A 14,629-nucleotide genomic window follows, 5' to 3' on the forward strand; every position below is an offset into this window, starting at 1 on the left:
TACTTCTTCGAATTATTTGACTGAAACAAAGCCATTTTCTAACTGATATTGCTCGCCTGTGTGTTCACAGGTTGCCATACCATTTCCTTCGAGCGGTAGGTCTAGCTGCGCACCGTATTTGCTTATCCAGCCAATTTGTTTGGCCGGCACACCAACCATCAATGCAAAGGGTTTTACGTCTTTATTGATTACAGCGCCTGCACCAACCAGTGAGTATTCACCAATGGTTACACCACAGACTATGGTGCTATTTGCACCTAATGTTGCGCCACGCTTTACTAAAGTGTCGCGATATTCTGTTTTTCGCTCGATAAATGAACGGGGGTTATACACATTGGTAAAAACCATGCTCGGCCCACAAAACACGTCATCTTCTAGGTGAACATTGTCATACACAGAAACGTTGTTTTGTACTTTTACATTGTTACCAATCGTCACTTTGTTACCGACAAATACGTTTTGACCTAGTGAGCAACCTTCACCTATTTGAGCACCACCACACACATGCACAAAATGCCATACACGCGTACCCGAACCGATTTTTGCACCTTTGTCAACTATGGCACTTTCATGTAAATGGTAGTCCATAACCTTATAGCACCTTAGATAGCAGGGGATGTGCTTTTTCACCCGCTTCTACAACGTCTTGAACACGAATATTTTCAACTGTCTCGATTGCAATGCGGTTTTCATCAATACCAAAACCATCGTCTGCAAGCACATTTTGATAGCTTTGAGTATGTAGGTCTGTAAAGCCTCCTGAGAACTCTAACTCTTCTGTATTGTCACCATCGTTAATTGTGATGCTGCGGTAAGTTAGCTTTTCACCTTTTACTGCATTGTCAGGTAGGTTGTTTGAGTCGATTGATAAAAACCACTTAACGCGTGCACGCTCATATTCTAGATAACCACTAGCAGTCTTTTCATCTCTAAAGTGTACTTCGTTGCTTTTCAGCTCACCGAAGATGAAGTGCAGCATGTCGTAGAAATGTACACCGATATTCGTCGCTACGCCGCCAGACTTATGGTCAAAGCCTTTCCAAGACTTCATGTACCATTTACCGCGTGATGTCATGTAAGTTAAATCAACATCAAATACTTTATCAGCAGGCGCTGCTACTACTTTTTCTTTTAACGCGATAATTGAAGGGTGCAAACGCAGTTGTAGAATAGAGTTAACGCGAGCGCCATATTTTTGCTCGTAGTCTTTTAGCACATCCATATCTTCTGAGTGAAGTACCAACGGCTTTTCACAAATTACGTCAATGCCATTTTTAAGTGCATACTTCATATGTGGTGCATGCAGATAATTAGGGCTGCAAATTGAGATGTAATCTAGTTTATTACCTTGCAAAGCTTGGTCCTCAACAAACGCTGTAAAGTCTTCAAACTCTGTAAAAAATTCAGCTTCTGGGAAGTGGCTATCCATGATACCTACAGAGTCATTGATATCCATCGCTGCTACTAGGTTGTTACCTGTATCTTTGATCGCGCGGAGGTGACGTGGTGCGATATATCCCGCAGCACCAATTATCGCAAAATTTTTCATGCTACAATAAACTCCTTAAAGTCTAATATCTGCTTCTGAAGGCTTCAATACATGTTTTACATCGTAAAGCACATGATTTTCTTTACCAAATGAACGCAGCTTTTTCTCACCCATTACTTTTAGCTCCGAATGGTCTACCGCCAATACAACGCCGTCGTATTTGCCTTCTTCCAACTCAGTGATTAGGTCAATACCATATTCATGCTTAACTTCTTCGGGATTCGCCCAACCATCATACACATCAACAGACATATTAAAGTCTTGTAGCTCTTTCACGATATCGATAATTTTAGTGTTACGAACATCAGGACAATCGCCTTTAAAGGTAAAGCCTAGAATAAGCACCTTCGCCTCATCAATATGGATTTTCTTACTTGATAACTTCTTAACCAATTGAGTAGCTACATACTCCCCCATACCATCATTAATTCGACGACCTGCTAAAATAACTTCTGGGCGGTAACCTACTTCTTGTGCTTTATGCGTCAGATAGTAAGGGTCAACACTGATACAGTGACCGCCAACCAAGCCTGGTTTGAATTTCAAGAAGTTCCACTTTGTACCCGCAGCATTTAACACTTCTTCGGTATCAATCCCCAAACGATTAAAGATTTTGGAAAACTCGTTAATAATCGCTATATTTAAGTCTCGCTGAGTATTTTCAATAACTTTTGCTGCTTCTGCAACTTTCAGTGAACTTGCTTTATGCGTTCCCGCTTCAACGATTGAGCCATAAAGGACATCAACAAAGTCAGCCACCTCAGGTGTTGACCCTGAAGTAATTTTCATGATTTTAGTCAGGGTGTTTACTTTGTCGCCGGGGTTAATACGCTCTGGTGAGTAACCAGCAAAGAAATCTACGTTGAATTTTAAGTTTGATACTTTTTCTATAATTGGTAAGCATACTTCTTCTGTTGCTCCTGGATAAACTGTAGATTCAAATACAATAATATCTCCAGGAGATATAACCTGAGCAGCAGCTTTTGATGCTGATTCTAACGGAGACAAATCTGGAGCGTTATTCTCATCAATAGGTGTAGGTACAGTTATTATATAAAAGTTGCATTTGGAGATCGCTTCTATATCGCTAGTATAAACGAGTTTATCAGCCGACTTTAACTCTTCCGACGAGCACTCTAGTGTTGAGTCTATACCACGCTCAAGCTCAGCGATCCTGTCAGTGTTAATATCAAATCCAATTGTAGGATACTTCTTTCCAAACTCTACAGCTAGTGGCAAACCCACATAACCTAAGCCAATAATACCGATTCTTACATTAGACAATGTATAATTGTACATATTTTTACCATTATAATATTCTGAAACTAGTATCTTTTTTTTCTAAAAATTTGTTTTTGAATTTCATACAGCTTACCCAATATTCCTTTGTTTTTTCCCTTCAAAAAGGCCAAGCCCAGGTTATTATTAGACCAACTATTATTGAACCAATGCACTGTAAATGCGGATTCAGGCACATTAAATTCAGATACTACATGATCCGGATGGTAAGAATAGAATGCATCAACATCCATAACAAAATAATCACTCGAGCTGAAACCATTTTTCTCCGATAACAACCAAGTAAGTATTTTGGGGCCAATATACAAATTACTTAGCATAATTTCACTTTCGTAATAATAAACCAACTTTTTTAAAACGATAGAATCCCTACTCGCGTATATAACTGCCGTACCTACATCATTTTCATTTTCTTTGCCAATGATAAAATCACTGTTACTAATCTCGAACAGATCACCAACGATCGTGACATCGGTATCTAAATACCAACCACCTTGTAACTCTAAGACTTTCAACCGAATATAGTCAGAGACGAAAGCGTACAACTTCCTCTCATAACACTTTTTAGCGAATATACAATTATCTATCCAACCCTGTACAATACTGTCTTTATCGGACCAAACTATCACCTCATACCCTTTTTTTTTCCAGTCATGGATACAAACTTGAGACAGAGTATTTAGATTTCCACCCAGCCACACGGTATTAACTATTTTGTTTTTTATCATCCGACCACTCAACCTCCGTGATAACTAATAGAGAAAGCACACCTAAATAAGCATAAACAACTGATTCATAAATTAAAAAGTAAGACTCAAAAAACGAACAGACGATCACGAAGGCTTGTAATGCATATAGTAAGTCTCTATGCGCTTTTATTTGGGACAATAATATCGTTGGGAGAAACAAGAAGATAATAAATGCAATACTTCCAACCCACCCTGTCATAATGAATGCTTGAATGTAGTCATTATGAAAACTTGGTCTAGGATGGTTTAGTATTTCATATGTGCGCTCAGATATCTTATTTTCAATAAACAACTCTTGTATGATTAATCTTTGCTTTTCTATGCCGACACCAAGGAATGATATTTCATCTAACATTCTAATACCTGCCGACCAAAGTTCCAACCTCACTCCTATCGAACCTGAGAAGTCCCCTTCCGATATTCGATAAAATTCTTCCCCTATAAATAAAATCCTATCAACAAGACCAAAAAAAGCAAAACTAGCACCAAAAACAATCAATAATAAAGCGATAGAGAGTGTATTATTACAAAGAGATTTACCTTTTTTAAAAGCTAACAGAGAAATAGCTATTATCAAAGAAAAAAACACCGCCCTAGTCTGTGAGGCTATGACGAGAAGAGTTAAGACTAACAGCGTCAGTAGAAGTAAAAAACTATAAAAGCCACTAAATCTGAAAGTAAAAAAATATATCGAAATCAGGAATAAAATCCCTACATTAAAAGACAACTGTGCCGGGTTGGAATAAGAACTTAGCCGTACGCTTCCTAGTGAGTAAATTTCAATAAGAGAGAACACCATTAAGAAAAGAGAAGATAAAGTCAAAATAGTAACAACCATTCCAATCGATACAGCATTTCGGCTAATAAGAAACATCGGCACCAGAAACAATGCAATACTTCGGGGTAGGCTGAATTCACCATATCCTTGATAAGCGATAATGAAATAGCATATTGAAATAAAAGAAACAACAACAATAAATAGGACATTTTTTTCTTTAAGAAAAAATTTATTCTGGAATTTTAATGACAAACAAAATACGAATATTGATATTATCACCACAAATTCAGCAGTAACACCTTGAGCTCCTGGGATATACAAAATCACCCCTAAAAGCCACAAAAACATTGCTGAAACAGCAATATTACTAATTAAAAAACTTCGTTCTAAATCCATTTTCTTGAAGCAGTCCACATAGCAATTTTTCTATACATAGAATATATTTCTCTGGTTGGCTTTCTGAAAAGCTTTGCTTTGCTTTCTTCACCTAAATGTATAGATGTTGGAAAGTACTCTTCATCGTTAATAAAGCTTGGATTCAAAACGAAAGATGGCATTTGGTGTAAGTAAATTGCACCAATATAATTATCTACTGGCATGCACCATCGTTCAGATTTATCTATAAGTTTTCTTGAAGCATCTGGAGTAATTGCGTACCCCCGAGTCCCAAAACTGTTATTGTACAAAAAGCTAACGCTTTTCCCTTGAGAGCGCTCTTTATGGTAAATGCGCGATCCGTTTCTAACAGGCTCTAACCTGAGAAAACCATAATTGTGTACAAAAGATGCAATTTCATCTAAGTTAAATTTTACTTGATCATCAAACACTACATCATCTTCTAATACAACTACTGGTTGATCGAGTTCGACGCATTTTTTCCATATCAAATAATGACTAGCGTAACAGCCCAACTCCCCTTTAGATGGCATTCGGCCACTTGTCAACCATAACCTTTTTTTGTAATTGTAATTCTTAAAAAGTGGATGCGGTGGCGTGATTCTTCCATCTATTGCGTCAAAGAATTCGAAATCGATGTTACGCTCCTCGAGCTGTTTTGACATGTATCGACGTCTATCCAAAGACTTTTCGAGGCTGATTACTATAACCTTCACGACTTCACTTTTAGTTCTACTTAGTTTTGAAGCGCTATTTAATCACATCACTGGGCTCATGCAAATTGACTTAAGTTCAAAAAACCGCAATCTCAACTTTATCATGTCTTCTATGATTTGTGATAAGCTAAACCTGTTCAGCTATCTCTCGGACCCAAATGAAAACACTTGTAGTTGGCCCTTCATGGGTCGGTGACATGATAATGTCTCAAAGCCTTTATAAGGTAATTAAAAAAAAACATCCCCATTCTCACCTTGATGTTCTGGCACCAAAGTGGTGCAAACCCCTGTTAGATAGGATGCCAGAAGTTGATAGTTCAATAGAAATACCCTTGGGTCATGGTGAGTTGAATTTGGGAGTTCGCTTTAAGCTAGCAAACAGTATTTCTGAAAATAACTATAGTAACGCTATAGTGGCCCCCAACTCAGCTAAATCCGCATTGATCCCATTTATGGCTCGAATTCCCAAAAGAACGGGTTGGAAAGGAGAGTTTCGATATGGACTACTAAATGACCTTAGGCCAAATAGAAAAGTGTTTCAGTACATGGTCGAACGATATGTCGCGCTCGCTTACAAAAAAGAGGACATGGTTGATTTGGTTAGTCTCGAAAACTGCCCAAAACCAAGTTTAAATATTGACCGAGAGGCGCAAACACTAACCATCAATAAGTTAAACTTGAAAACTACTGTGCCTATAATAGGAATATGCCCTGGTGCAGAGTTCGGTCCAGCAAAACGTTGGCCGGATTTTCATTACGCTAAAGTAACTCAGCATGCGATCAACAAAGGATTTCAAGTTTGGCTTTTTGGCTCAGTCAGAGATTTTGAGGTCACAAAAAAAATACGAATGAGCCTGCCCCAACACCTGCAGAATCAATGTGTTAATCTTGCTGGTCAAACGTCTTTGATAGAGGCTGTTGACTTACTTGCACATTGCCATACTGTCGTTTCCAATGACTCGGGTTTAATGCATGTATCGGCAGCTGTGGGTTGTAACATTGTAGCCATATATGGCTCAAGCTCACCTAATTATACTCCCCCATTAACAGACAAACTTCAGATCGTGAACACTGACCTAGACTGTAGACCATGCTTTAAGCGAGAATGTCCTCTTGAACACTTGGATTGTTTGAATAAACTTTCTCCCAAGTTGGTTATCACAGCTCTAGAAAAATTTATCAGCAAAGGTACGAATGAAATTTCTTTGGTTTGAAAAAGGCGCGTACGCCTCAAACACCGCAAAACGCTATTTGACTCAAGAGTTCAACCCGCTCGAAATCAAACAGATCGCAGTAATGCGACACGCCGCATTGGGTGATCAGGTGTTAGTGCGCCCTTTTCTCATAGAAGCTCGGAAGTTTTTTCCTAATGCCAAGATCACTTTAGTCGGTGTAGCAAACTATCAGTACGGTATACCCTCAGAATTGGCTGATGAGACTGTAATTGCCGCGGACAGGCAACAAGCACAAAGCATGAGCTTGTTTGAGAAAATATCGGACTACCAAAAACTACCAAAACAAGACATTATTTTCGATTTAGCTGGTACAAGTCGCTCATATTGGATGACCTTTTTTACTAAAGCGCAGCTGAAAATCGGCTTTCCATATACGGGAGCATTAAGAGGTTCATTGTACAACATAACGGTTCATCGCTCTGACTTTGAACCTGAAGTAGAGTGTATGTTGGATATGTTAAAAATACTTGGACATGCGCCATCATACCCGCTCGATTTTGCCTACCCTGACCACAGAATCGTGCAAGAGAAAAATGAACCGTTCATTCTATATTTTTCAGGCGCCTCAACTGAAAATAAAGCAATATCTCGCGCCGATATGAAAGAAACAATGATAGAAGCTCAGTCGTCATTACCAGATTATCGTCACATATACCTCGAAGGGGTCAAAGACTGGGAGAAAGGAGATTTTCTAAATTCAGAGGTGAATAAAGGACTTGTCGAAGTTCAAGAGTGTTTGCCTCTAGAACAAGTTATTCAGCTAATAGCAGAATCTAGCCTTTTAATCTCCCCGGATACTGGTATTCGAAATGTCGCTATTTCAACACACACTCCAACAGTTGGAGTTTTTTATACAACGGTTCCGTTTAGATATACACCGCAATACGAGCTACATCATATTGTAATGAATGCTAGTGGAGAGCCACCTAAACCAAGCCAAATTGCTGACAAAATATATTATCACTTTAGCTCACACTCTACTTTGGATACCCAATCATGAATCAAGTATATCCACTCATTGCAAATCGTTTGATTCGTCTATCTAGTAACATTGTTAAAATGGCTGCTTACCCATTCCATTGGTTGTTTCCAAAGCTTAGATTCACCATACCTAATCATTCTAAACCTATTGTGAAGCTAAATAACGAGACAAAAATTCCAAGAATTATCTGGCAAACCAATTTTACGAACAAAGCTTCGATGCCCCTATACATTAACTATCTGTTTAATAGATTAATGTCGTTAAATTGCGAGTATCGATATATGAGCACGGAAGATAGGGAGATATTCATTAAAGAACACTCTACTCCTGAAACTTATTCTGCTTATATGCGTTTAAACAACGGAGCGGCACAAGCTGATCTATGGCGTTTAGTTGTTCTTAATGTACATGGGGGTGTTTACATGGACATTGATGCGACTTTGGTCTGGTCTCTGAATAAGCTTTTAGTGCCATATGAAAATTCTCTTTATATAAAAGTTAGCAATAACACCGAAATTACTAATTACTTCATTGCTTCGAGACCGAATAATCCTGAATTACAAGCCATAATCGATAAAATAGTATACAATATCAACAACTACAAACCTGAAATGGGGGTTTATGGTACAACTGGCCCAGATGTACTAAATCAAGTTTTAGATAGCAATGTAGATACTCTCGATAGAAAGTATGTGTGTATTCAAGGCACATTTACAAACGAGCATTTTCAATATATAGATAGACCCCGTAGTAAATGGACACATATGGATCCTAAAAATTTGGTTAAGTAGTATGGCAATTGGGATTTATAGGCTCCTCGTCTGGTTGGTTTTTCCAATAGGGTTATATAGTCTTTGCAAAAAGAAAGCTGGAAAACCCCATGTTGGTAAAAGGTGGATAGAATACATTGGAAAAACTAAGCCTTTGTCCTTTAATAAAAATCCTATTCTAATTCATGCGGCCTCTGTTGGCGAAGTTATTGCAGCAGCTACTCTAATAAAAGCTCTGAAGAAAAAAGAGCCTGCGACAAAGTTCTTGATTTCTACTACAACTGTTACTGGTTTCGAGCACGCAAATAAGCTACTGCCTGAGATTGAACATCGATTTCTTCCACTCGATATATATTCATTCCAGAAAAAGTTTATTCGTTACTATAAGCCAAAGAAAATTTTCATTATGGAGCGCGAGCTTTGGCCGAATCTTCTAGATGCTTGTGAAAAATGTAAAGTACCGGTCATCATTGTTAACGCCCGCCTCTCAGAAAAGTCAATGAACCACTACAAAAAGATCAGATCCTTAACTTCATTCATGATGACTCGTATCGCAAGCATACATTGCCAACATGAAAATGATAGGCTTAGATATTTGCAACTGGGTTTTCCTGACAATCGTATTACAGTTACTGGTTCAATCAAGTTTGATTTTTCCCCACCCTCAACCCAGATAAAAGAAGGTAATAGACTACTTTCAAGCATTGGTAAAAACAAATTTGTATGGTGTGCTATCAGCACACACTTAGGAGAAGAGGAAAAACTTCTTGACGCACATCAAGAGCTCCTAAAGACGCTGCCTGATTCAGTGTTGATCCTGGTTCCAAGACATCCAGAGCATTTTAAAACTGTCGAAAATGCCATTAAAATGCGTTTCGAATACGGAAAACGTAGCTCAAACTCAACGAACTTTAATTGCGTCAACGTTATCTTAGGTGACACTTTAGGCGAAGTAGCCATTTATATTTCCGCATCAAAAGTATGCTTTATGGGTGGAAGTCTAATGGGAGACCGAATTGGAGGTCATAATATTATTGAACCTGCTTACTTAGGTAAACCTATTCTGGTCGGTCCAAGTTATTTTAACTTCCAAGAGATTACCGATAATTTAATACATATGGGAGTGTGCTTTAAAGTAGACAATTCAAAATCTATTTGTGACAACCTAATATCAATCAATAGCAAGACCAATAATTATAACGAAATCATTGAAAAGTTAAAAAAATTCAAATTGAAAAATCAAGGCGGATTAAAAAACACCCTCGAGGCTATTTATGACTAACCTTCTAAAAAAAACAAAAATTGATAAGCCGCTTGAAACATTTTCTTTATTACTCATTTTTTTATATCCCAGCACTTTATTAATCCATGGAAAAAGCTACTCATGGATCTCAATATTGCTGTTAATCACAGGACTATTATCAATTGCAAAGACTCGACAGCAGCTAAAAAATAGGGATGGTGTATTACTCTTTTACGCTGCTGCAATAAGTTACTTTGCGGTTATTGTAGCCTCTTGGTTAGTCTTTGACGGTCCCTCAAAACAGTTGGATATAGCTAATAGAGTCATATTCTTCTTACCTGCCTTAGCTCTTATCTTATTTGTGAAGCCAAGTAAAGTTATTGTTTTAGTTTCACTTTCTGTTGGCGCCATAATTAGTGGATTGGCTGCAGTGATTATGCAATTTGTGCTTAACGTAAGACCATTTGAAGCTTTTGGGTTTATGCCTATTCAATCTTCAGGCATGGCAGCAAGCCTAGCAGTTTTTTCGTTGGTCACAGCTTTTGAGGGACGAAGCACTTACAACCGTCATTTGAGTTGGCTAGGTATAATAGGGTTTCTTTTGGGTGCTACTGCAGTCTTATTGTGCGGGAGCAAAGGAGCATTTATTCCGTTACCTTTTGTATTGTTTATCGTTTTTTGGTTCTTTAAGCATTCGTTAAGTAGAAAATTTATTGCTGTCCAAAGTATTTTGTTTTTGTCTGTTGCTTTTTTATCCGGTGACTTATTGAGCTCCCGGGTTAGCTCAGCATATAGTGATTTTGTTGAACGAACAGAAGGGACATCTACAGGAGTAAGGCTCGAACTTTGGAAAGCCGCTTACTTAGTAGGTAAAGACAATGTATTGTTTGGAGTTGGTAGAAATAATGTTATTCCCGAAAAACAAAAACTCTATGAGCAAGGGCTGGTAGGTGAAGATGCAATTAAATATGGCAACGCCCACAACCAATACCTAGATGCATTTCAAGAAAGAGGATTAATAGGACTATTTTCTATACTGATTATGTGTCTTGTTCCTATATATTTGTTCTTTAAGCTCGATATAAAAAGGAATTGTTTTGCTCTTATGGGTATATGCCATATGTTGCTACTTATGGGGTATTTCCTAACGCAAACCTACCTTAATCATCACTCCGGAATGCTGTTCTACACCGTATTCTTAGCAATCTTTGCTGGGATGGCCATACTTACGGCAGAAGAAAATCAAAAGAGTTTGCAGTCAATTTCTGAAAAAAGCACTTCATAACCTGCAAAAAAAATGTTTTCTTTAAAGTGCTCTTTTTCAAAAGAGCGCTTTAATCTTGCTAGGTTACTTCCTTCAAAACCTGTCGATTGCTGTTTACACTTATCAAAGTCGATAATCCAGACTTTGTTCTGATCATCTAGCAAGATGTTGTGAATATTCAGGTCAGTATGATTAACACTGGCTTGGTGCATTTTGCTGATTTCTCGTCCAATAGCACGATAGGTTTCTTCTGGCAGTGGCACTTCTTTTAAAATCGAGACTAAATCACGTGCATTAGCGATTTTTTCAGTCAGGATAGTAGCGGTGTATACCAAGTTCGATTTTTTCGCCCGTGCCGCGATTGGTTTTGGTACGTTTACTCCATTTTCAATCAGATGATTAAGAAGGCTGAGCTCTTGATAACAGCGGGTGTTTTCCCAACCGGTAAACCAATAGCTTTGTTTAACCACTCGACCAAACAATCCACCTCGCAAATACTGTCGCAACGCAGCATGATGATTACCAGTATCAACAAACCAAGTGGTACCGCGTCCTTTTGCACTGCCTAGTACTCGATTCTCTTCTTGCCAATATTCAGGCGCAAACCACTCAGCGGTGACATCAGACACCAACTCAGTGTTGTACCAAATGGTTTCATTGTTTTTTGAAATTGAGTTAATCAAATCAAGTTACTAACGGATAAAAAGAGAGTCTTGCATTTTACATTTATCTACCCGCTCTGCATAATTCTGGTTAACTTTCATGGCATAGATCTAGTATGGCTCTTTTTTCCCACGCTCCTCATTCTCTGTGTATTCTTCGCCTGTCGGCCATTGGGGACGTCTGTAATGCCATCGCTGCAGTGCAATCTATTCAAGCACATTGGCCAGAAACCAAGATTACTTGGGTAACAGGTAAATTAGAAGCCAGATTACTCGAAGCCATTGATGGAATTGAGGTCATTATTTTCGACAAGTCTTTAGGTTGGAAAGCTTACACACAGCTATGGAAGCAGTTAAAACACAAAAGGTTTGATGCGTTATTGCACATGCAATATGCGATGCGTGCCAACATAGCCAATTTAGGAATCAAAGCTCAGTACAAATTGGGATTTGATAAAACGAGAAGCCAAGACTTTCAAACTTGGTTTACCAATCAAAAAGTTCCGTCTCCTCCAGCGCCACATGTGCTAGATGGTTTCTTGGCTTTTGCTAACTACTTAGGTGTACCTCACGCAACACCTACTTGGAAACTGAATATCTCAGAGCAAGATACCCATTGGGCAAGTACCCACCTAGCGGATAACAAACCCAACCTACTTGTCGTGCCGGGTGCAAGCAAAGCCTATAAAAACTGGACCGCAGAAGGTTATGCTGAAGTCATTCGCCACGCAGAGCAGAATGGTTTTCATGTGATAATGGCTGGCAGCCCGTCTTCTGTTGAGATCGAGCTTGCAAAAAATATCGCAATTAGACTCCAGCAACCTATTGAAAATCTAGTAGGGCAATCTAGTCTTTCACAAATGCTGGCTTTGATTAGCCAATCTCAATTAGTACTAGCCCCTGATACTGGCCCTACCCACATGGCAAACGCTCTGAGCATTCCGGTTATTGGGCTTTATGCTCACCACAATCCCAAACGGACTGGCCCATACAATTATCAAGACTATATTGTCAGTGTTTGGCAACAAGCCATAGAAGAGCAAACGGACAGACCAGCAAACTCGCTCTCTTGGCGAACTCGTGTTAAAGACAAACAAGCGATGCAACGTATTCAAACTAAACATGTGATTGAGATGTTCGATTACGTTGTCAAAAAAGAAGGTATTCAATGAGCAATTTTGCCAATCAACAAAGAGCCACCATCGCCGCCATTATCATTACTAAGAATGAAGAAAGTGCACTAAAAGATTGCTTGGAAAGCGTTAAATGGGTGGATGATATCGTGATCGTCGATTCAGGTAGTTCCGACGGAACTGAGCACATTGCCCGAGAATACACCGATAAGTTCTATACAAATTCAGTTTGGCCGGGATTTGGTAAACAAAAGCAATTGGCTCAGAGCTATACCGATTGCGATTGGATTCTTGCGGTTGATGCTGATGAGCGCATTGATGACACTCTAAAAAACAACATTTTAGCTATGTTAGAGCGCCCACCCGAGAACACTGTCTACAACCTTAACGAGCTAACTTGGGTGTTTGGTCGCTTCCTGAAACATTCCGGTTGGTACTACCGCCACGTGCGTTTGTATCCTAACAAGTTCACTAAATACAACGATAACCTTGTTCACGAATCGGTCATCATTCCTGAAGGCACTAAAGTCGCGGAACTCGATGGCGATATTCTCCATTATTCATACCAAAACCTAAACCATTACTTAGTGAAGTCGGCCGGCTATGCCAAAGCTTGGGCAGACCAGCGACAAGCTCGAGGAAAAAAAGCCAGCCTCTCACAAGGCATTGTTCACGCGCTGGGGTGCTTCTTAAAGATGTATATATTAAAGCGTGGCTTTCTGGACGGTAAACAGGGGTTTCTCATCGCTTTACTCTCTGCGCACTCTACCTTTGTTAAATACGCCGATTTATGGGCGCGGGATAACGACTCACACTACAAAAGTTAGCTTGTTGCTAACCATTGGTTTGTTTGGGTTATCGCATCCAAAATATCAACGTTGCTCATGTCTTCTTGCTCCGCTTTGTCACCTCTCTTTGGTGGGCAAAACGCTATATGGTGACCGATTGAGTTAATGGGTTGCCATCTAAGCGGTGTCGCAGAGCGTTTGCTTGGGAAGAATCCAACGGTAGGAACATCAACCGCCGCAGCAATGTGCAGTGGCCCAGTAGATCCCGCCACAAATAAACTGGCGCAAGCTATAGAACAGGTAAAGTCTTCAAGGCCATCGTTTTCAATATATACCTTAGCTTGTATACCTTTTTCAGTAAGCTGTTCAAATAGCTGTAAAGCACTGTCTTCTTCACCCGGTCCCGCAGTCAGTACCCACTGATACTCCGATGATATACCGGCAATAAATTCCGCATATTGCGACATAGACAAATTGTTCGCAGAACCCCCACTACCAACGTGAACCATAGCAATAGGGTTGTCTGAATTTAGCGACAGCGCGTTACATAATTTGGCTTGCTGAACCTCAATTACGTCTGACGGAAAACTAAGGTAAGGCGCTTTAGGCTCTTGTATTTCAATCCCTTTTTTATCCAAAAATGCTCGGACCAAATCCAAGTTATATTCATATTCGGGTTTTGCCGATTGAGAACGTTTTTGTTTCACTCGATGATTGTAAAAAATCTGAGCCAGCTTAGTGGCAGGTGCTACGCGATTGGGAATACCCGCTTTCCATACCGCTAACGCGTTATAGCTGTCTGAAAACAGATTGATCGACGCATCGAATTGCTTTTGCCTGATAGTCTCTATTAGAGCTTTTTTTTGTGTCTTATCTGCTTTCTTTCCGCAGTCGACAATTATGTGATCAATCCAAGGGCAAAGCTCGGCTAAAGGCTTGGTATAGTTTGGCACCAATGCGGTAATTTCTGCGTCCGGCAACGACTGTTTGAGCATCGCAAAGCTTGGCCAAGCCAACATAAAATCGCCAATTTTGTCGTTACGTATTACCAGAATTTTTTGCATG

At 39.4% G+C, this 14,629-nt stretch carries 15 protein-coding genes; 7 read left to right on the forward strand and 8 right to left on the reverse strand.

Annotation, left to right across the window (positions count from 1 at the left end):
* Window positions 1–12: 12 nt before the first annotated feature.
* The 6 genes from ACXAFJ_RS12685 to ACXAFJ_RS12710 are packed head-to-tail and all read right to left on the reverse strand — an operon-like array spanning window position 13 to window position 5,487.
* Window positions 13–588 (reverse strand): acyltransferase, encoded by a 576-nt coding sequence (locus ACXAFJ_RS12685; protein WP_475323808.1) that lies wholly within the window; start codon window positions 586–588, stop codon window positions 13–15.
* Window positions 589–592: 4 nt separating this feature from the next.
* The gene (locus ACXAFJ_RS12690) at window positions 593–1,549 is read right to left on the reverse strand and encodes a Gfo/Idh/MocA family oxidoreductase (protein ID WP_475323810.1); all 957 of its coding nucleotides are present in this window, start codon (window positions 1,547–1,549) and stop codon (window positions 593–595) included.
* A 15-nt stretch (window positions 1,550–1,564) separates the two neighbouring features.
* Complete coding sequence (gene tviB, locus ACXAFJ_RS12695; RefSeq protein ID WP_475323811.1) at window positions 1,565–2,848, reverse strand: Vi polysaccharide biosynthesis UDP-N-acetylglucosamine C-6 dehydrogenase TviB; 1,284 nt, start codon at window positions 2,846–2,848, stop codon at window positions 1,565–1,567.
* Between the two features lie 26 nt (window positions 2,849–2,874).
* Window positions 2,875–3,576 carry a glycosyltransferase family 32 protein gene (locus ACXAFJ_RS12700; RefSeq protein ID WP_475323813.1) on the reverse strand — a complete coding sequence of 234 codons (702 nt, stop codon included), beginning with the start codon at window positions 3,574–3,576 and terminating at the stop codon, window positions 2,875–2,877.
* A complete protein-coding gene (locus ACXAFJ_RS12705; RefSeq protein ID WP_475323814.1) occupies window positions 3,554–4,771 on the reverse strand; it encodes an O-antigen ligase family protein in 1,218 nt (405 codons plus the stop codon). The genes ACXAFJ_RS12700 and ACXAFJ_RS12705 overlap by 23 nt, the downstream gene beginning before the upstream one ends.
* Complete coding sequence (locus ACXAFJ_RS12710; RefSeq protein ID WP_475323815.1) at window positions 4,762–5,487, reverse strand: glycosyltransferase family 25 protein; 726 nt, start codon at window positions 5,485–5,487, stop codon at window positions 4,762–4,764. The genes ACXAFJ_RS12705 and ACXAFJ_RS12710 overlap by 10 nt, the downstream gene beginning before the upstream one ends.
* A gap of 158 nt (window positions 5,488–5,645) precedes the next feature.
* Between ACXAFJ_RS12710 and waaF the strand changes: the two genes are divergently transcribed.
* Genes waaF through ACXAFJ_RS12735 form a run of 5 tightly spaced genes read left to right on the forward strand, consistent with a single transcriptional unit; the run spans window position 5,646 to window position 11,002 of the window.
* On the forward strand, window positions 5,646–6,701 hold the full coding sequence (gene waaF / locus ACXAFJ_RS12715) for a lipopolysaccharide heptosyltransferase II (RefSeq protein ID WP_475323817.1): 1,056 nt from the start codon (window positions 5,646–5,648) through the stop codon (window positions 6,699–6,701).
* Entirely contained in the window at window positions 6,682–7,722 is a 1,041-nt protein-coding gene (locus ACXAFJ_RS12720; protein ID WP_475323818.1) for a glycosyltransferase family 9 protein, read from the forward strand. Before waaF ends, ACXAFJ_RS12720 begins: the two co-directional genes overlap by 20 nt.
* Window positions 7,719–8,495, forward strand: coding sequence for a glycosyltransferase family 32 protein (locus ACXAFJ_RS12725; protein WP_475323820.1), 777 nt, complete (start codon window positions 7,719–7,721; stop codon window positions 8,493–8,495). Before ACXAFJ_RS12720 ends, ACXAFJ_RS12725 begins: the two co-directional genes overlap by 4 nt.
* 1 nt (window position 8,496) lies before the next feature.
* On the forward strand, window positions 8,497–9,756 hold the full coding sequence (locus ACXAFJ_RS12730; RefSeq protein ID WP_475323821.1) for a 3-deoxy-D-manno-octulosonic acid transferase: 1,260 nt from the start codon (window positions 8,497–8,499) through the stop codon (window positions 9,754–9,756).
* Window positions 9,749–11,002, forward strand: coding sequence for an O-antigen ligase family protein (locus ACXAFJ_RS12735; protein ID WP_475323823.1), 1,254 nt, complete (start codon window positions 9,749–9,751; stop codon window positions 11,000–11,002). Before ACXAFJ_RS12730 ends, ACXAFJ_RS12735 begins: the two co-directional genes overlap by 8 nt.
* Here the strand turns inward: ACXAFJ_RS12735 and ACXAFJ_RS12740 are convergent.
* A complete protein-coding gene (locus tag ACXAFJ_RS12740; protein ID WP_475324125.1) occupies window positions 10,960–11,661 on the reverse strand; it encodes a 3-deoxy-D-manno-octulosonic acid kinase in 702 nt (233 codons plus the stop codon). The two genes, ACXAFJ_RS12735 and ACXAFJ_RS12740, sit on opposite strands and share 43 nt — an antisense overlap.
* A gap of 98 nt (window positions 11,662–11,759) precedes the next feature.
* Here ACXAFJ_RS12740 and ACXAFJ_RS12745 point away from each other — a divergent pair, with 98 nt between their 5' ends.
* Window positions 11,760–12,815 (forward strand): glycosyltransferase family 9 protein, encoded by a 1,056-nt coding sequence (locus ACXAFJ_RS12745; protein ID WP_475323824.1) that lies wholly within the window; start codon window positions 11,760–11,762, stop codon window positions 12,813–12,815.
* Entirely contained in the window at window positions 12,812–13,603 is a 792-nt protein-coding gene (locus ACXAFJ_RS12750; protein WP_475323825.1) for a glycosyltransferase family 2 protein, read from the forward strand. The genes ACXAFJ_RS12745 and ACXAFJ_RS12750 overlap by 4 nt, the downstream gene beginning before the upstream one ends.
* Here the strand turns inward: ACXAFJ_RS12750 and ACXAFJ_RS12755 are convergent.
* Complete coding sequence (locus ACXAFJ_RS12755) at window positions 13,600–14,628, reverse strand: glycosyltransferase family 9 protein (protein WP_475323826.1); 1,029 nt, start codon at window positions 14,626–14,628, stop codon at window positions 13,600–13,602. The genes ACXAFJ_RS12750 and ACXAFJ_RS12755 overlap by 4 nt on opposite strands.
* Window position 14,629 lies beyond the last annotated feature (1 nt).

Source organism: Vibrio sp. ABH4_348 (genome assembly GCF_056159765.1).

Coding starts and splice junctions, on each gene's coding strand:
- ACXAFJ_RS12685 (WP_475323808.1), bottom strand. CDS start 588: ATGGACTACCATTTACATGAAAGTGCCATAGTTGACAAAGGTGCAAAA.
- ACXAFJ_RS12690 (WP_475323810.1), bottom strand. CDS start 1,549: ATGAAAAATTTTGCGATAATTGGTGCTGCGGGATATATCGCACCACGT.
- tviB (WP_475323811.1), bottom strand. CDS start 2,848: ATGTACAATTATACATTGTCTAATGTAAGAATCGGTATTATTGGCTTA.
- ACXAFJ_RS12700 (WP_475323813.1), bottom strand. CDS start 3,576: ATGATAAAAAACAAAATAGTTAATACCGTGTGGCTGGGTGGAAATCTA.
- ACXAFJ_RS12705 (WP_475323814.1), bottom strand. CDS start 4,771: ATGGATTTAGAACGAAGTTTTTTAATTAGTAATATTGCTGTTTCAGCA.
- waaF (WP_475323817.1), top strand. CDS start 5,646: ATGAAAACACTTGTAGTTGGCCCTTCATGGGTCGGTGACATGATAATG.
- ACXAFJ_RS12720 (WP_475323818.1), top strand. CDS start 6,682: ATGAAATTTCTTTGGTTTGAAAAAGGCGCGTACGCCTCAAACACCGCA.
- ACXAFJ_RS12725 (WP_475323820.1), top strand. CDS start 7,719: ATGAATCAAGTATATCCACTCATTGCAAATCGTTTGATTCGTCTATCT.
- ACXAFJ_RS12730 (WP_475323821.1), top strand. CDS start 8,497: ATGGCAATTGGGATTTATAGGCTCCTCGTCTGGTTGGTTTTTCCAATA.
- ACXAFJ_RS12735 (WP_475323823.1), top strand. CDS start 9,749: ATGACTAACCTTCTAAAAAAAACAAAAATTGATAAGCCGCTTGAAACA.
- ACXAFJ_RS12745 (WP_475323824.1), top strand. CDS start 11,760: ATGGCTCTTTTTTCCCACGCTCCTCATTCTCTGTGTATTCTTCGCCTG.
- ACXAFJ_RS12750 (WP_475323825.1), top strand. CDS start 12,812: ATGAGCAATTTTGCCAATCAACAAAGAGCCACCATCGCCGCCATTATC.
- ACXAFJ_RS12755 (WP_475323826.1), bottom strand. CDS start 14,628: ATGCAAAAAATTCTGGTAATACGTAACGACAAAATTGGCGATTTTATG.